Origin of the sequence: uncultured Faecalibacterium sp. (assembly GCF_900066275.1) — a bacterium.
Taxonomy (GTDB): Bacteria; Bacillota; Clostridia; order Oscillospirales; family Ruminococcaceae; genus Faecalibacterium; species Faecalibacterium taiwanense.
This window is the reverse complement of sequence record NZ_FMFG01000047.1, coordinates 1-16,548: the sequence shown is the minus strand read 5'-3', so window position 1 is coordinate 16,548 and position 16,548 is coordinate 1. Positions and strand designations below refer to the sequence as shown.

The following is a 16,548-nucleotide window of genomic DNA, read 5'->3' as shown; positions in this document are numbered from 1 at the left end:
GAAAACTCGCAAGAGTTTGAGAAGTGAAGTCCCGGATGGACAGGAAATTTTCAAGAATTGAAAATTTGTGGCCACGGGACGGTTCTTGCCCTCTACCGCTGCGCTCAAAACCGTTTCTGGGTAATTGTTTCCGAATTGTTAAGACGCAAAAATAAGTAGAGAGTTCCACTGCTCGTGTATGTTGATCGCCGTTTGCTCCGAACGAAGTTCCTGCCCCTGTTTGTGCAGCGGCGTTGACGGAAAGTCAGTATCACGTTCGGTCGGCTTATGAAATTTTCAAGGTACGTTTCCCATAAAGAAAAATACCGCCCACGCAGCGCAGCGATGATTTTGTCGGGTGAAACGGCGGCAAAATGAATCGGGTGTGTTGCGGGGCGGTTGATCTTTCAGGGATAATCCACGGTGAGGCAGTGTTCAAAATGAACACAACCACATCTTGTGGAAAGGTTCAAACCAATCCACAAGAGCAGTGGGATTTACAAGAAAAATACCACTGTGTGTGAAAATCGTCAAGAGGGTTTTGAAAAATTTGTTGAAGTGAAGCAAGAAAAGTATGACACATCTTGTGGCTTTAGGAAAAAATACGCTATGTGAATCAGAACAAATCCCATTTTCTGTCTGCGGTAAATCCTTCTACTGCCAGCTGCAACAGGATGTTGCTTGTGCATTCAAGACGCAGACGGCAATAAAAACGGCAAGATCGCCTGCTGCCAAGTGACCTTGCCGTTTTGTACTGTATTTTGCTAAATCAGGCAGTTGCCCGCGACTTTACAACGCTACGTTGACCGGCAGAACATACACACCGTCGGCGGTGTAGTAGGTGATTTGAGTAACAGTCTTGCCGATGATGGAGGCAAGATAGGTCTCGTCCGTATTGAAGCCCAGCTCGGTGCCGCGCCAGATATTGGTCACATGATGCAGGCCATACTCGCTGCCATCGGCGGTGGTCAGCACTACGCCGTAGACCTTGTTGGCGCTGGTGTCCAGATCAAAACCGGAGAGCTTCATCTCGTAATTCGCGTGGCGGCCATTGGTGGTCAGCTCCACAGTAACACCCTCCACGGTAGTCTCGGTGGCGTGGACTTTGCCAAACTCCCACTTGCCGCTCAACAGGTTGTACCATGCGATAATGTAGTAGGCAGGAGTCTCGCCGAGCTTATAGTACCGCAAAGCCCTTGACCTTTTTGCCGGAGCCATGCTGTATGTGGTGGTGGAGGAACTGATCCCGGAAATGTCGCAGGGACAGCACTCCAACGTTGGCACGGTACTTTTCGTGGTGGGCTTCAGCGTGATGATGGTGCTGGATGTGGCACTGGGGTAACGGTTGGGGGCTCCCGAAAGCGAAATCTCTTTCGGAATCTCCGAAAATGCCTAAACTTCTTGACAGAGGAGACGGCAGGGCGTATTATTTTGGCAGAAGGACCGTTGAGAAGCGGCTTTTTATAGGGTTGGAAGTTAGCTAAATCTAACTTATCGGTGCACGTGGTGGTTAGATAAATCTAACTATAAAAGGAGAGACAGCAATGCGAGCACGCAAGAATTTCTGGGACAGAAATGCAGGTCTGTATGACTGCTTTATGCGAAAAGACAGGATAGTATACGAAAAAATGTATGAGCTGATCTGTCCGGTCGTGAAAGACAAAACGGTGCTGGAGTTGGCTACCGGAACAGGGCTGATCGCCAAGCACATCGTAAAAGCAACGGCACACATCGAGGCGACGGATGCCTCTCCGGAAATGATTACAGAGGCCAAGCGGGGGAATTACTCTGCGAAACTGCATTTTTCCGTGCAGGATATGTTTTCTCTGCCATACTCGAGCAAATCATTCGATGTGGTAATCGTATCTAACGCACTGCACATCGTGCCGCAGCCAGAAAAATCACTGCGAGAAATCAAACGGGTGTTGAAGGATGACGGTGTGCTGATCGCGCCCACCTTTACTCACGCAGAAAACTCATTTCCCGGCAAGGTCAAAGCCTTTTTCATGAAGCTGGCAGGCTTTCCGCTTCACAGCAAGTGGACGAATGAGGAATACCTGAGTTTCCTGCATCAGAACGGCTGGGCAGTACGAAATAGTGTCGTTCTAAAGGCCTCTTTTCCGCTGACCTATACGGAATGTGTGAAATCGGAGGTGTGATATGTCCTTTTTTGAAAACACCCGAAAGCCCGTAGGCTTTGGCGGGAAGATCATGGTTGCTATGATGAACTTTGGACACAGCGCAATGGCAGAATGGGGGCTGCGCTTTTTAAAGCCTGCCCCGGATGCCATGGTGCTAGACTGCGGCTGCGGCGGTGGAGCGAACATTAAGACACTGCTGAAACTGTGCCCCAACGGCAAGGTGCAGGGCATCGACTACTCAGCTGTCAGCGTGGAAAAAACGCGAAAGGTCAATGCCAGAGCCATTGCGGCAGGACGGTGTACCGTGCAACAGGCAAGTGTGGCAGAACTGCCGTTTGAAGCGGAGCAGTTTGATGTGGTGACCGCCTTTGAAACGGTCTATTTCTGGCCGGAACTTGCGCAGAATTTCAGAGAGGTTTATCGAGTGCTGAAGCCCGGCGGGGTCTTTTTCATCTGCAATGAAGCAAACGGCGAAACAACAAAAGACGACAAATGGACGCAGATCATCGATGGCATGACCATCTATACGGACACTGCACTGAAAGAGTATCTGGAGCAAGCAGGATTTTGTAAGATCCAGAACCACAAAAATAAAAAGGGCTGGCTGTGCATCACAGCACAGAAATGAGGTGCGATCATGTCGAAAAAAGCAACGGAATTTCAAAGAAAAGCAATGAGCTGGATGTACCGGGGCAAGGAAATCTTCAAGCCTTTGAACACCGGCTGGATCGACGAGAATGTTGCCTGCGTGCGCGAATGGGTGGCGAACATCTTCTTCTACCGCAAAGGCGATACGACCATTATGGTCGATGCGGGATATAACTACGACCGCCTTGCCGAAAAAATGGGCTGGCTTGGGATTGATCCGAAGTCGATGCACCATATCCTTATCACCCATCAGGACACCGACCATGTGGGTGCGGTGGAAGCAGACAGTCCGGGGCTGTTCCGGAATGCGAAGCTGTACATCGGCGAGATCGAGAACCGGTATCTCACCGGCGAGGTGCGGCGAAAAGTCATCTATCATCTCTATAAATTGCCGCAGGTCACGATCAACAACGAAAAGGTACTGCTGCACGATGGACAGGTACTTGACATTGACGGCGTCAGGATCGAGTGTTTTCTGGTTCCCGGTCATACATGGGGACATATGGTCTACCTCATTGACGATAAGTACATTTTTATCGGCGACACGCTGTGGTTTGGCGCGGACGGCGGCTACAGTTTTATTTCTGCGCTGGCAGAGGATAACAAGCTGGCAGTGAAGTCTCTGACACTGCTGGAGAAAAAGCTGAAAAAACGCGGACTGCATCCGCTGTTCATTACCGGTCACACCGGCTGGACGGACAACATGGAGTTTGCCTTTGCGCACAAAAATGAGCTGTGCTCGCCCTTCAAGAAAAAAGTCCACGACCCATCGGCACCCTATGATGCCTACGACGAATCGGATGACACCGAAGAAAATGCAAAGAGCGGTTTTCTGAAAGGCGTGGGAAGATGAAGGACAGCGAATTACAAATTGACCGTAGCTGCCATGTGCTATATTCCAAACCCTGCAAAAAGGAAATTCTGGCGAAAATCACTCTGCACTATCCGGAGGTGGAGCGCGAGGTGGTCTGGGAGCAGGTGCAGCTGAGATACGCAGAGCTTCTTTCCAAGTGGCGCACCGACCTCGGCGGTAAAAAGAATTTTCACAACGGCGTAGGCGGCACCTACGACTGCATCGCCATCATGTGCTTTTACGATGTGTGCCGGGATGTGGTCACATTCCGCGAAATGGAAGAGATAGAAGAAAATCTGATCCTGCCGTCCTTCCGGAAGCTGCGATTCGTTGACATCAACAAGCCATTCTGGAAAAAGCTGATGTATCGGGCATTCAGCACCGCCCAAAAGCACTGTGACACATGGCATGATTACGAGATGGATGTTGCGCCTTACGAAAACAGCAAGCCCATCTATTATGAATTTACGACGTGTCCGGCGGCGGAATTTGCCAAGCGGTTTGGATTTGCGGACATTATGCCCGCCCTGTGCAATGTGGACTATGCGTCCATGGAACTGCTCCATGCCAAGCTCGTGCGGACGACCACCTGCGTGGACGGCTGCCGATGCGACTATACCATCTGCGGCGATAAGGATCCATACGTAAAGGAACATCCCGAATACCGGGATGAAAACGGATACAGGAGGAATAAGTAATGCTTTTACAGGTGATTCTGGAAGGTCTTGGGCTGGGGGCACTGCTGGTTCTGGTCTGCGCTGCGGGCATCCGCAAAGGGGCTGTTGGGATGGTGCATCTTTACCCCATGGGACAACCGTTTGCGAGTATCCAGTCGGGGCTATATGTTAGGTTACAGCGACCTGAAAGACCCTTCCGTCAGCGGTTTTTTCCGGTTTCTCGCCAAGGTCGGTGACAACGGAATGAAAATGCAGATCGTGAAGATCGGATTTGGAGGCAAGAAATGAAAATTCTGGTATATGGTGCAGGCGTTCTGGGGTGCAATCTGGCAAGAAATCTGCTGCGCGCCGGAAAGGATGTCACTCTGCTTGCGCGGGGAAACTGGGCTGCGGAGATCAGGCAGAACGGCCTGCGGATCAAGGACAAATTTTCGCTCCGCACCTCGGTCAGCCGCATTCCGGTGGTGACGGAGCTTGCACCGGATGCAATGTACGATGTGATCTTTGTGGTCCTGCGCTATACACAGCTGGATTCCGTTCTGGACACGCTGCGGGCGAACCGGACGAAGAACATCGTTTTTGTGGGGAACAATGTGCAGGCGAGGGCGCTGGCGGCGGCGCTGTCGGAAAAGAACGTCCTGTTTGCCTTTGCGCTTTCTGCCGGGCATCGGGAGGCTGACCGGGTGGTCTCCATCGACCTGAAAAAGATCACCATCGGACAGCTGCCGGGTGCAATCTCCAATAAACAGCTGATCGGGCGCATCTTCCACGGCACAAAATATAAGGTTGTTTACGAGCCGAACATGGAGGACTATCTGCTCTGCCATGCCGCGTTTGTGATGCCTGCGGCCTTCGCCTGCTATAAGACAGACGGCGACCTGAAAAAGCTCAGGGGAGATACTGCGTACCTGAACCGTGTGCTGGATGCCAACATCGAGGGATACCGCGCCATCCGAGATGCCGGGCACACCATTCTGCCCAAGGAGGATGCAGACTTTGAAGGGGAAAAATACCGCAAGACCTGCCTGCGCTTTTTCAAGCTGATGTGCGCCACCTCGCTGGGAAAACTCTGCGCCTCCGACCATGCCATAAACGCCATCGACGAAATGAGTGCGCTGAACCGGGATCTTAAGAAATTTTTCGATGCGAACGGCGCAGCCTACCCGGTATGGCAGGCACTGGAAGCGGAAGCCGGGAGGTATCTGCAATGAAGTATGCCGGAATGCCCATGGGAATGTGGGTGCTGTTTGCTGGCTCCTTTCAAAAGCAGCTGACCGCTGTGCTGGGCTATGATGCAGCCACCGCAAGAGCCATCACGAAAAAGGCAAAGCCGCAATACCGGCAGATCATCCGCAGGCTACCGGAGTTTGAAAAAGCGGACCGCTTCAAGATGAACATCGTCAACTGCGCAATGCTCGGCGCGTTCATCCTCTCCATGCCGCAACGTCCGGAGGTGGACAGGCTGACGGATTACTACGCAAAGTCCATGATGACAAAGCCCATGCAGTGGTTCTGCCGCAAGAGCGGAAAAAGCAAGTTTACCCCAAAGGATATTGCCGCCATGAAGGCCACCGCTGCTCTGAAAGCCGCCGACCGCAACCCCTACTCGTGGAACATGGAATTTTACGAATACCCTGACGGCAGCGGCTATGAAGGACGCTTTACCAAGTGCGGCATCTGTGTGCTGATGAAGGAACTGGGTCTGTACGATCTGACCCCTGCCCTGTGCCATCTGGACTACACCATGAGCGAAGCGGGCGCTGCGACGAACTTTGTGCGGCAGTACACTCTCGCCTCCGGCGGCCCATACTGCGACTGCGGGTATAAAAAGAAGGGCTTCGTGAAAGCTGGAACGGAGGCAGGACGATGAAGGAAACCTATCTCTCCCGTGATTTCCGGGAGACTGTGGCACTGCGCTTTCCCGCGCGGGCAAAGGAACTGAACACCGCTTTCGATATACGCCTGAGTGCGTTGCTGGCTGAAAATGCGGGTGCAAGCAAGGAAAAGCAATATCACCTCAAGCGGCAGATATTGCCGGGCATTTCGGCCTACGAGACCTTGCAGCGGGTCATGCCGAAAGAGGAGGCACTGCAAACCGTTCACGGCTATGTGGAGCACTTGGCGAGAACGAGCCACAAACAGCTTGCCGCCCTGCTGCACATACCGGGGCTTTACCGCCTTGTTCCCGGCGTTTTCGTCAAATCCACCCGGAGCGTTTTCGGCCCGGCGGCGGGCTTTGCCCCAAAAGAACTGCAGACCGGTAACGGCGTCTGGCGTGTGGATATGATGAAGTGTCCCTATCACGACACCTGCGCAGAATACGGCTGCCCGGAGCTGTGCCGCTGCTTTTGTGACAGTGATGACATCAGCTATACCGGGCTGCATCCGAAGCTGATCTGGGAGAGAAGCATGACGCTAGGGCGCGGAAATGACCACTGCGATTTTTGCATGAAAACCATAAAATAGATGCACAGGAAGCGAAGAAAATGAAGAAAGAAGAAACAAAGCGTTTTATCTGCTGGTGCATCGCGGCTGCGGTGTATGAGAAAAAGCACTCTGCGCACCTCGCAGGCTGACAGCGATTGCTGAATTGTCTGTGTTTTTTGCAGAAAGTGCATCCATAGCTTCCGGTGTGTATATATGCTGAAGGATTACCCGCCTTTCCAAGCAAATGATTTTGAATATCTGCGGGGGAGGATACTGATCCTCCTCCCGGAAAATGACATTTTCAAAAAGGAAGATCAGAAACGGTTCGCAGATCTGTTCCGGAAACTGGATGCGGAGATCCGCACAGTTCCGGGCGGTCATGTGGGCTTTATCGTTCAGGCGGAACGGTATCTTGATTTGATGGAAACATTTTTGCAGAGAAATGGAATTTGACAGTTCACGTCTGCGAATCAGTAAGAAAAAGCGAATCTTCAGGAAAAGAGAATGGCTATGCATAAATCACTTTTTGATCTTTCCATAGAAGAAACGACCTCGACTGAAATGCCTCACACCGTGAAATTTTCCAATGAGACAGGAACTGGGAGTATGATTATCTGTCCACTGTTTTTGGGTGCAGAGCTGTATTATAACGATATGCACCTTGCATTCTTTGAGGAAGCCACGGCACCAATGCGGAATGTCATTGAGATCAACCACTGCCGCGTGGGGCGTTACGAGTGCAGTTTTGGGGCAAATAGCTGCTGCTATCTGGCAGCAGGGGATTTTGCGGTGTGTGCAGCGGCGCGCAAAAAGTCGTCCTCCTGCTTTCCGCTGCGGCACTACCACGGCATCACCATCCTACTGGATCTGGATGCGATTTCGCCGGAAATGCGGAAACAAATGGAATGGTACGGCGTAGACCTTGATGTCATACGGCGGTACATCTGCACGGAAAACCGCTGCTGTATCCTGCGGTCAGAACCGACCATTGCCCATATTTTTTCAGAGCTTTACACAGCGCATTCTGTGCCGGACACTGGCTATCTTCGGCTGAAAGTGCTGGAGTTGCTGCATATTCTGACCCGGCTGAAAAACAGGGAAGATGTGCAGCAGACAGAGTATTTCAATCAGCATCAGGTGGAGTGTGTGAAGCAGGCTGCGGCTCTTCTCACGCAGGAACTGACAGTTCGCCGTACAATCGAACAGCTTGCACAGGAGGTCGGCCTTTCGCCTACGGCATTAAAAAGCTGTTTCAAAGGCATTTACGGAAGCTCGGTCTATGCGTATCAGAAAGAGTACCGGCTGCAGCTGGCACAGAAGCTACTACTCGAAACCGATTGCACGGTTGCTGAAATCGCCCATCGGGTCGGGTACGAAAATCCGAATAAGTTTTCTTCTGCATTTCGGGAAGCAGCCGGCATGACGCCTACGGAGTATCGGAAGATGCGTCCGATTGGATAGATTCTGTCGATTTGGTTCTTGCGCAGAAAGTCCGGTTCCAGTAAAATCAGTATCGCGATTAGTTGAAACTAACGCCGATATTCTGATTTTGTGGAGGAAATTGATAATGCGTTTGATGAAAAGAATTCTGAGTGCAGCTGCTGTGCTAGCTCTGTCTGCTTCTCTTCTGGTTGGCTGCAGCAGCGGCACGGCGAGCTCTGTTCCCGTTTCTGCAAGTTCTGCCGCAGAAAGCACTGTTTCTTCCGTAGAAGAGACCGCCTCTTCTGCTGTGGATGAAAACGAAGCTGCCGCTGCACAGTTGCTGAACGACCTAACGGGCAGCTATCAGGAACTGTGGCCGGTGATTCTGGCGGACGAATATAAGCAGACATGGCTGGATGATTGTACCGCTCTCGTGGGCGAGGACAATGCCGAAGCTGCTTTTGAGAAGCTGTCCTCTATGGTGACAGGTGATGTTTACGGCGAAGATGCAGTCAAAGCGTATGCCAACGGCGGCGGAGCCTATTTCTGCGGCTTTACCAATAGCCTTGCGATCTTGACCTTCGATGGTGAAACTTCTACCATTTCCGGCACCGATAAGGACGGCAATGTGCTGTTCTCCCATACCTATCACTATATTGGCATGGAGCCTGTGCGTGGGCTGTATGAGTTTCAAAGCGATGATGCCGATTCCGGCGAGTTCACCTACTTCTTCCTTGCGCCGGACACCAGTGCGGAAACTTACCATATTGAGTTTCGCTATGGTTCGGATGCAGAAGCTCTGAGCCAGTACGATACAGGCGAATATGCTTACTGGCTGGCCTCCGGCATTTCCACCGACTGTGACCAGACGATGATCGACAACTGCATTGAGCTGTTCTGCACCGAAAATCTGGCGGGTTAAAACGCAGAATGTGCTGTGGAGTTGAAATACCACAGCACATTTTTGCCGCAATCTGATTTGAAGGAGGTCTTTCCGTGAAAAAACAGTCCGATCTTTCCCGGCTGATGGGCTACGCCGGGAACTACCGATATTTCACCTACGCTTCGTGGGTGCTGTCTGCGGTCAGTGCGCTGGTGGCGCTGGTGCCTTTTGTGTACATCTGGAAGATCCTGCGGGATGTGTTGAACGCCGCGCCGGACTATGCGCAGGCGGTGAACATCCCCCATTACGGCTGGATGGCAGTGCTGTTTGCGGTGCTGGCTTACCTCATTTACATTGCGGCACTGATGTGCTCCCATCTGTCGGCGTTCCGGGTGGCGACCAATCTGCGGCTGGAGGTTTCCGAACACCTTGCCACACTGCCGCTGGGCTTTACGGAGACGTTTGGCAGCGGTAAGCTGCGCAAGATCATCCACGAGAGTACTGGCGCAGCGGAGACATTTCTCGCCCATCAGCTGCCGGACAAATATAATGCAATGGCAACACCCATAGGTCTGTTGGTTCTTTTGCTTGTGTTCGACTGGCGGCTGGGTCTGCTGAGTCTCGTTCCGGTGGCACTGGGCTTCGTCATCATGTCCGCCATGACAGGAAGGCGGATGGCAGACAAAATGCGGCAATACGGTAATGCGTTGGAATCAATGTCTAACGAGGCCGTGGAGTATGTCCGCGGCATCCCGGTAGTCAAGACCTTCGGGCAATCCGTCTTTTCGTTCAAAAAATTCAAAGCGACCATTGATGAGTACGAAAAGTGGGTCATTGCCTACACCAAAGAGCTGCGGATGCCGATGATGCTCTATACTGCCGCAATCAACGGTGTGTTTGCTTTCTTGATTGTAGGTGGGCTTCTGTTCACCCGGAACGGTGTGACTTCGGAATTTCTGCTGAACCTGCTGTTCTACATCATCATTACCCCGGTAATCTCCCTGACCCTGACCCGCATCATGTACATGAGCGAAAATGAACTCGTTGTGGCAGATGCGTTGGCTCGTGTGGATTCGGTTCTGGATGCGGAACCTGTGCCAGAAAACGATCATCCGCGGCATCCGAAAGATGCCTCTGTGTCCCTGAAGGATGTGCATTTCAGCTATGATGGCAAAACGGATGTTATCAAGGGCGTTTCGCTGAAAATTCAGCCGGGTCAGATGGTGGCTTTCGTTGGCCCCTCCGGCGGCGGCAAATCCACACTGGCAAACCTGATTTGCCGGTTCTTTGATGTGCAGAGCGGCAGCGTCCGGGTGGGCGGAGCGGATGTGCGGGACATCCCCAAGGAAGAGTTGATGGACACCATCTCCTTTGTGTTCCAGAACAGCCGCCTGCTCAAGGGCAGCATTCTGGACAACGTCCGGCTGGGCAGAGCGCAGGCCACCGAAGCCGAGGTGCTGGCGGCGCTGAAAGCTGCACAGTGCATGGATATCGTGGAAAAGTTCCCGGAGGGCATCCATACCGTCATTGGCACAAAAGGCGTGTATCTGTCCGGCGGCGAGCAGCAGCGCATTGCCATTGCCCGCGCCATGCTGAAAAATGCGCCCATCCTGCTGCTTGACGAGGCCACCGCTTTTGCCGACCCGGACAATGAAGCAAAGGTGCAGGCAGCCTTTGCTCAGCTTGCCAAGGGCAAAACCGTGCTGATGATCGCACACCGTCTGTCCACCGTAGCCAACGCCGACTGCATCTATGTGGTGCAGGATGGGCAGATTGTGGAATCCGGCACAAAGGACGAACTGTGCGCGCAGAACGGCCTGTTTGCCCGGATGTGGCAGGACTATCAGGCCTCGGTGCAGTGGAAGGTCGCAAAGGAGGGGTAAGGAATGATCGAAAAAATTCAACACGCCACAGCCAGCTCCCCGGAGGGCGCAAAGGGGCTTGTAAAGGGCGTTCTGGCCTGTGCGTTCCAGAACATGGCGTTCATGCTGCCCACCGGGCTGCTGTATCTTCTGGTAAAAGACCTGCTGGCAGGCTCTACGAGTGAGAGAAGTACCTTTTATCTGCTGGGATGCGTTGCCTGCTTTGCACTGATTTTACTGACCACATGGTTCCAGTACAACGGCACCTATTTTACCACCTATAAAGAGAGCGGCACCCGCCGCCTGACCCTTGCAGAGCGGCTGCGGAAGCTGCCTCTGTCCTTTTTCGGCAAGCGAGACCTTGCCGACCTGACAAGCACCATCATGGCGGACTGCGAGGTACTGGAAAAGGACTGCTCCCACTTCATCCCCGGTCTGTTCGGCTCCCTCATTTCCACGGTGCTCATTGCCCTGAGCCTGTTCGCCTTTGAGTGGCGGATGGCACTGGCGGCTCTGTGGGTCATTCCGGTATCCGCTGCCATCGTGGTGGGCAGCTATCGGGTACAGGATAAGGTGCAGGCCAGGACCATGGCGGCGAAAATGGCCTGTGCGGACGGTATTCAGGAGTACATCGAGACTCTCCGGGACCTGAAAGCCAGCAATGCGGAGCAGCAGTATCTGTCCGGCCTTTCCGGCAAAATTCGGGCAGTGGAAAAGCAGTCTATTGTGGCAGAGCTGGAAACAGCGCTGTTTGTGTCCTCCGCCGGCATGGTGCTCAAGCTGGGCATTGCATCGGTGGCGCTCACCGGTTCGGTGCTGCTGGTGCAGGGCAGCATCGACGTACTGACCCTGTTTCTGTTCCTGATGGCGGCATCCCGGATGTACGACCCCATGCAGGGGGCTTTGCAGAATCTGGCGGCGGTCATCGCCATGCGTACCAATGTGGGGCGGATGAATGAGATTCTGGACGCTCCCCTGCAGACCGGCAGCGAGCAGCTGACCAATCAGGGCTGCGATATCGTGTTCGACCATGTGGGCTTTGCCTATGACTCCGGTGAAGCGGTGCTGCGGGATGTCTCCTTTACCGCAAAGCAGGGGGAGGTTACGGCGCTGGTGGGCCCCTCCGGCAGCGGCAAGACCACTGTTTCCCGGCTGGCAGCACGGTTCTGGGATTACCAGAAGGGCAGTATCACCGTGGGCGGCATGGATGTCTCCCGAATCGACCCGGAAAAGCTCATGAGCCTGTATTCCATCGTCTTTCAGGATGTGACCCTGTTTGACAACACAATCCTCGAAAACATCCGTCTGGGGCGCAAAGGTGCCACCGACGAGGAGGTCCTTACGGCGGCAAAGCTGGCAAACTGCGAGGAATTTGCCGAGAAGCTGCCGGACAAGTGGAACACCAATATCGGCGAGAATGGCTGCGCTCTTTCCGGCGGTGAGCGTCAGCGCATTTCCATCGCCCGTGCTTTTCTGAAGGATGCGCCCATCATTCTGCTGGACGAGGCCACCGCAAGTCTGGATGTTGAGAACGAAACGGCGATTCAGGAGGCTCTGTCCCGCCTCATCAAAAACAAGACCGTTCTCATCATCGCTCACCGGATGCGTACCGTGGCAGGTGCAGACAAGGTTGTTGTGCTGAAGGATGGCATCGTAGCGGAGCAAGGCAGACCGGATGAGCTTTATGCTCGGAACGGATTGTATGCGCACATGGTTGATTTGCAATCAGCAAGTCAGAATTGGACGATTTAAAGCTATAATAAGAGAAAGCTGTTTCAAAAGGATGCTCTGTCATGGGATAGAACATCCTTTTTGAATACCGTTCAGCCGAAATTTGTACAGGAGTCCATCATAAAAATGACATTCAGGAAAAATGACATTCTATAAAACTATTGCAATAGGATGAAAAGTATGGTATATACATTATACGAAACATTGCTTTGAAATGAACACTCTACCGTCCATTGATGCATAAAAGAGAGGTGCTTGCCATGACCGCCGTGATCTATGCCCGCTATTCATCGGATAACCAGCGCGAAGAATCCATTGAAGGCCAGATTCGTGAATGCACTGCCTATGCGGAAAAGAATGGCATCACCATCGTCAAGCACTACATTGACCGTGCCATCTCTGCCAAAACGGACAACCGCCCGGAGTTTCAGCAGATGATAAAAGACAGCGACAAAAAGCTGTTTGACATTGTGCTGGTCTGGAAGCTTGACCGTTTTGCCCGGAACCGCTACGACAGTGCCCGGTACAAGACCCAGCTGAAGAAGAATGGTGTCAAGCTCATGTCTGCCACCGAGATCATCTCCGAGGGGCCGGAGGGCATCATTCTGGAATCGGTGCTGGAAGGTTATGCCGAGTATTATTCCGCTGACCTTGCCGAGAAAGTCGTGCGTGGACAGACCGAGAACATCCTGAAAGGACGCTGCAACGGTGGTCGTGGAACCTTTGGTTACACGCTGGATTCGGAACGGAAGTTCCATATTGACCCTCTCACCTCGCCTTTTGTGCTGGAATCGTTCAAGAAGTACAATGAAGGCTCCACCATGAAGGAGATCCGGGACTGGCTGAACGAAAACGGCATCAAGAACCCGGTGGGCGGTGCGTTTACCTATAACAGCGTCGAACATATGCTCAAAAACCGGCGGTACATCGGAGAACTGAAATTCCGGGATGTGGTCGTACCGGATGCTATCCCGCCCATCATTCCGCTGGAACTGTTTGAGGATGTGCAGGAGAAAATCGCCAAAAACAAGAAAGCCCCTGCCCGTAGAAAGGCAGAGGATGACTACCTGCTCACCACCAAGCTGTTCTGCGGCTACTGTGGGGCGTTGATGTTTGGCGAAAGCGGCACGAGCCGGACGGGTGAAGTCCACCGCTACTATAAATGTGCCACTGCCAAAAAGCACAAGGGCTGCAAGAAAAAGACCGTCCGTAAACAGTGGCTGGAAGATCTGGTGGTCAACCAGACGATGCAGCTTGTCAAAGACGATGCCGCCATGGAATCTATCATCGCCAAGGTGATGGAACTGCAAAACAAGGAGAACACCAACATTCCCCTCTATGAGAAACAGCTTCGGGATGCTGAATCTGGTATCCAGAATATGCTCAATGCGATTCAGGCCGGTATCCTGACCAGCTCCACCAAGGAGCGGCTGGAGCAGCTGGAAGAAACCAAGCGTGAGCTTGAAGCCCGCATTGCAGAAGAGAAGCTGGCAAAGCCCAAGGTCACGGAGGAGTTCATCCGGTTCTGGCTGCTGCGGTTCCGTAAACTGGACATGAGCCTGAAAGACCAGCGGCAGGCGCTGGTGGATACCTTCATCAATGCGATTTATCTGTACGATGATAAGGTTTTGATAACCTTCAACTATAAAGAAGGAACACAGACCGTGACTTTTGGAGAAGCGGCAGAAGCCGCATCAAAGGGAAATGGTTCGGATTTGGATTGCTTTATTGCACCATGACGAATGTTCTTACAGCATTTAGCTGTCAAAGAGCATTCGTCATTTTTTATTTGCTAAATAGCGACATCACAGGGGGCGTAGTTCACAACTACGCCTTTTCTTGTATTCACCGACACATCAGGTGTTGGCAAAGGAAGTGCGCTTGGAATCTCGATGGTGCCCACGCAGTTGTAGTGAATGCGGAGCCGCTGCTCCCATACACCATTGACCTTTTCTGCATTGAACACTTCGATTTTTTCCACCAGTTCATTCAGCATCCGGGGTGTCAGCTTTTTTGCTCTGGTGTACTTGCGAACCAGACTGATGAACATATCCGTTGTCATGGTGCGGCTGCTCTGCTTTTCGATTTCGGCGCGGAGCTGTTTGATTTTCTCGGTCAGCTCCTTTTGCTCGTCCTCATATCTCCGGGACATTCTGGAAAAGCGTTCATCAGAGATTTTGCCGGAAACATTGTCTTCATAGATGCGCTCAAAGAGGCCGTCCAGTTCTTCATCACGGGCAAGGAGAGCTTTCAACTCTTTCTCTTTCAGCTTGCGGTCGGCTTCGTCCGCCTGCTGGGAGTGCCCGATAACAGCTTTCAGAAAGTCGTCCTCGTAGAGGCTGGCAAATTTGGTCAGCCGCCGAATTTCGCCCAGCACCACTTCTTCCAGAAAGTCTACCCTGATGTAGTGGGTGGATTGGCAGGTGCCACGGTTACCATTGTAGTTGGAGCAGTTGAAATACTTGATTTCCGGGTTGCCCTGATTGAAATGGAAATGCAGATTGCAGCCGCAGTCTGCGCAGACAAGCAAGCCAGAGAACATATTGTGTTCTCCGTTGTTGGTACGGCGTTTGCGCATTTTTCCGCGCTTCTGCTGTACCTGTTCAAACACGGCACGTTCAATAATTGGCTCGTGAATATTTTGGAACACAACCCAATTCTCCGGGGCGTTATGAATCCGCTTCTTATTCTTGTAGGATTTGGAGTAGGTTTTGAAGTTCAGAACATCACCACAATACTCCTGCTGGTACAGAAGATGGGTAATCGTGGAGCCATTCCACTTGGTGGCGGGGCGCGTCTTGGTCTTTCCGGGACGGCCGATGCCTTTCTGAATCCAGTAGGCCTGCGGCGTCAGGATGCCTTCCTTTTCAAACTGGGTGGCAATCTGTTCCGTGCCAAAGCCCTCCAACGTCATATCAAAAATGCGCCGGACAACTTGTGCAGCTTCTTCATCAATGACCCAATACTTGGGATTGTTCGGGTCCTTGATATACCCATAGGGAGGAAGTCCCATCGGTTCGCCGGAGTTGCCTTTGATTTTATTACTGATACGGCGTTTCTTGCTGATGTCGCGGGCATACCACTCATTGAACAGGTTTCGGATGGGTGCCAGTTCGTTTTCTCCCTCGGCCGTGTCGATGTTGTCCGAAACGGCAACAAGTCGGATGTCATGGTCTGGGAAAAATTCTTCTGTCAGCCGCCCGACCTCGATATAGTTTCGGCCCAGACGGGAAAGGTCTTTGACGAACACAGCAGAGGCTTTTCCTTGTTCAAGCTGCTGCATCATTTCAACGAAACCGGGACGGTTCATGGTCACGCCGGAAATGCCATCATCCAGAAAGTGAACCAGATTGGTATAGCCTTTTTCCTTTGCAACTTTGGTGAGCAGTTTCTTTTGGTTGCCGATGCTGTAACTCTCGCCCTCCAAATTATCATCACGGGAAAGACGCTCATAGAGAAAAGCGGTTGCTTCACGGGATTTCTTGTTACTCGACTGTTTCATACTCGCTCCTTTCTTGGGACAGTCGAATAGCAAATTCACTTGTACACCTATATTATAACACAATCCGCTTTCTCTGTCCGCTGCCTCCCGAAAGGTCATTATAATTTTTCGCTTTCGGATTTCATCAGCCGGAGAAGAACTTCTCCTAAGGTCTGGGAACTTTCTTCTTTGAACACCGGCTCAACGATAAAGGAACGATTGCCAATACGATAAGTTGAATCCAGAGTAAGCATCTCTGGATTTTTTGTTTTTTCAGGGTTTGTCTTTTTCGCTTGCATCGTAAAAATCCCCTTTCTTAAAAATCAAAAAATGAGCCAACGGATGGCTGCTGGCAGCAGCCCACGGGAATCTCACCCCTGCATTCCTCATGCAGCCCTACTCATTGCCTGCGACGCTCTGAACGCTCGGACTTTGACGGTAAGG

At 52.2% G+C, this 16,548-nt stretch carries 17 protein-coding genes and 1 pseudogene; 15 read left to right on the top strand and 3 right to left on the bottom strand.

Annotated features, from left to right (window positions below):
- Positions 1 to 768: 768 nt before the first annotated feature.
- Positions 769 to 1,170, bottom strand: a complete 402-nt coding sequence (locus tag QZL71_RS11840; RefSeq protein ID WP_294648907.1) for a hypothetical protein — start codon at positions 1,168 to 1,170, stop codon at positions 769 to 771.
- Positions 1,171 to 1,195: 25 nt separating this feature from the next.
- Here QZL71_RS11840 and QZL71_RS11835 point away from each other — a divergent pair, with 25 nt between their 5' ends.
- The 15 genes and pseudogenes from QZL71_RS11835 to QZL71_RS11765 all read left to right on the top strand — a co-directional run bounded on the left by QZL71_RS11835 (position 1,196) and on the right by QZL71_RS11765 (position 14,362).
- Positions 1,196 to 1,321 carry a hypothetical protein gene (locus QZL71_RS11835; protein ID WP_005927484.1) on the top strand — a complete coding sequence of 42 codons (126 nt, stop codon included), beginning with the start codon at positions 1,196 to 1,198 and terminating at the stop codon, positions 1,319 to 1,321.
- 202 nt (positions 1,322 to 1,523) lie between these two features.
- On the top strand, positions 1,524 to 2,138 hold the full coding sequence (locus tag QZL71_RS11830) for a class I SAM-dependent methyltransferase (protein WP_005927487.1): 615 nt from the start codon (positions 1,524 to 1,526) through the stop codon (positions 2,136 to 2,138).
- A 1-nt stretch (position 2,139) separates the two neighbouring features.
- Positions 2,140 to 2,748: a class I SAM-dependent methyltransferase gene (locus QZL71_RS11825; protein ID WP_097784008.1), complete on the top strand. Its 609-nt coding sequence runs from the start codon at positions 2,140 to 2,142 to the stop codon at positions 2,746 to 2,748.
- A gap of 9 nt (positions 2,749 to 2,757) precedes the next feature.
- Entirely contained in the window at positions 2,758 to 3,621 is an 864-nt protein-coding gene (locus QZL71_RS11820; protein WP_005927492.1) for an MBL fold metallo-hydrolase, read from the top strand.
- Positions 3,618 to 4,319 (top strand): L-2-amino-thiazoline-4-carboxylic acid hydrolase, encoded by a 702-nt coding sequence (locus tag QZL71_RS11815; protein ID WP_005927495.1) that lies wholly within the window; start codon positions 3,618 to 3,620, stop codon positions 4,317 to 4,319. The genes QZL71_RS11820 and QZL71_RS11815 overlap by 4 nt, the downstream gene beginning before the upstream one ends.
- Positions 4,320 to 4,421: 102 nt before the next feature.
- A pseudogene (locus QZL71_RS11810) lies at positions 4,422 to 4,586 on the top strand (class I SAM-dependent methyltransferase); the annotation flags it as partial.
- Positions 4,583 to 5,509 (top strand): ketopantoate reductase family protein, encoded by a 927-nt coding sequence (locus tag QZL71_RS11805; RefSeq protein ID WP_294648905.1) that lies wholly within the window; start codon positions 4,583 to 4,585, stop codon positions 5,507 to 5,509. The pseudogene QZL71_RS11810 and the gene QZL71_RS11805, both read left to right, overlap by 4 nt.
- A complete protein-coding gene (locus tag QZL71_RS11800) occupies positions 5,506 to 6,168 on the top strand; it encodes an L-2-amino-thiazoline-4-carboxylic acid hydrolase (protein WP_294648903.1) in 663 nt (220 codons plus the stop codon). The genes QZL71_RS11805 and QZL71_RS11800 overlap by 4 nt, the downstream gene beginning before the upstream one ends.
- Positions 6,165 to 6,764, top strand: coding sequence for an L-2-amino-thiazoline-4-carboxylic acid hydrolase (locus tag QZL71_RS11795; RefSeq protein WP_005927511.1), 600 nt, complete (start codon positions 6,165 to 6,167; stop codon positions 6,762 to 6,764). Before QZL71_RS11800 ends, QZL71_RS11795 begins: the two co-directional genes overlap by 4 nt.
- A gap of 174 nt (positions 6,765 to 6,938) precedes the next feature.
- Positions 6,939 to 7,178 carry an alpha/beta fold hydrolase gene (locus QZL71_RS11790; RefSeq protein WP_005927518.1) on the top strand — a complete coding sequence of 80 codons (240 nt, stop codon included), beginning with the start codon at positions 6,939 to 6,941 and terminating at the stop codon, positions 7,176 to 7,178.
- A 51-nt stretch (positions 7,179 to 7,229) separates the two neighbouring features.
- Positions 7,230 to 8,186 (top strand): helix-turn-helix domain-containing protein, encoded by a 957-nt coding sequence (locus tag QZL71_RS11785; RefSeq protein ID WP_005927522.1) that lies wholly within the window; start codon positions 7,230 to 7,232, stop codon positions 8,184 to 8,186.
- Between the two features lie 268 nt (positions 8,187 to 8,454).
- Positions 8,455 to 9,069 (top strand): hypothetical protein, encoded by a 615-nt coding sequence (locus QZL71_RS11780; RefSeq protein ID WP_005927524.1) that lies wholly within the window; start codon positions 8,455 to 8,457, stop codon positions 9,067 to 9,069.
- Positions 9,070 to 9,143: 74 nt separating this feature from the next.
- Positions 9,144 to 10,913 carry an ABC transporter ATP-binding protein gene (locus QZL71_RS11775; RefSeq protein WP_179859046.1) on the top strand — a complete coding sequence of 590 codons (1,770 nt, stop codon included), beginning with the start codon at positions 9,144 to 9,146 and terminating at the stop codon, positions 10,911 to 10,913.
- 3 nt (positions 10,914 to 10,916) lie between these two features.
- Entirely contained in the window at positions 10,917 to 12,644 is a 1,728-nt protein-coding gene (locus QZL71_RS11770; RefSeq protein WP_005927528.1) for an ABC transporter ATP-binding protein, read from the top strand.
- Between the two features lie 239 nt (positions 12,645 to 12,883).
- Positions 12,884 to 14,362, top strand: coding sequence for a recombinase family protein (locus tag QZL71_RS11765; protein ID WP_294648901.1), 1,479 nt, complete (start codon positions 12,884 to 12,886; stop codon positions 14,360 to 14,362).
- A 53-nt stretch (positions 14,363 to 14,415) separates the two neighbouring features.
- Here the strand turns inward: QZL71_RS11765 and QZL71_RS11760 are convergent, their stop codons facing one another.
- Together QZL71_RS11760 and QZL71_RS11755 are read right to left on the bottom strand one after the other, a co-directional pair.
- The gene (locus QZL71_RS11760) at positions 14,416 to 16,125 is read right to left on the bottom strand and encodes a recombinase family protein (RefSeq protein ID WP_294648899.1); all 1,710 of its coding nucleotides are present in this window, start codon (positions 16,123 to 16,125) and stop codon (positions 14,416 to 14,418) included.
- 98 nt (positions 16,126 to 16,223) lie between these two features.
- Positions 16,224 to 16,403: a hypothetical protein gene (locus QZL71_RS11755; protein WP_005927535.1), complete on the bottom strand. Its 180-nt coding sequence runs from the start codon at positions 16,401 to 16,403 to the stop codon at positions 16,224 to 16,226.
- Positions 16,404 to 16,548 lie beyond the last annotated feature (145 nt).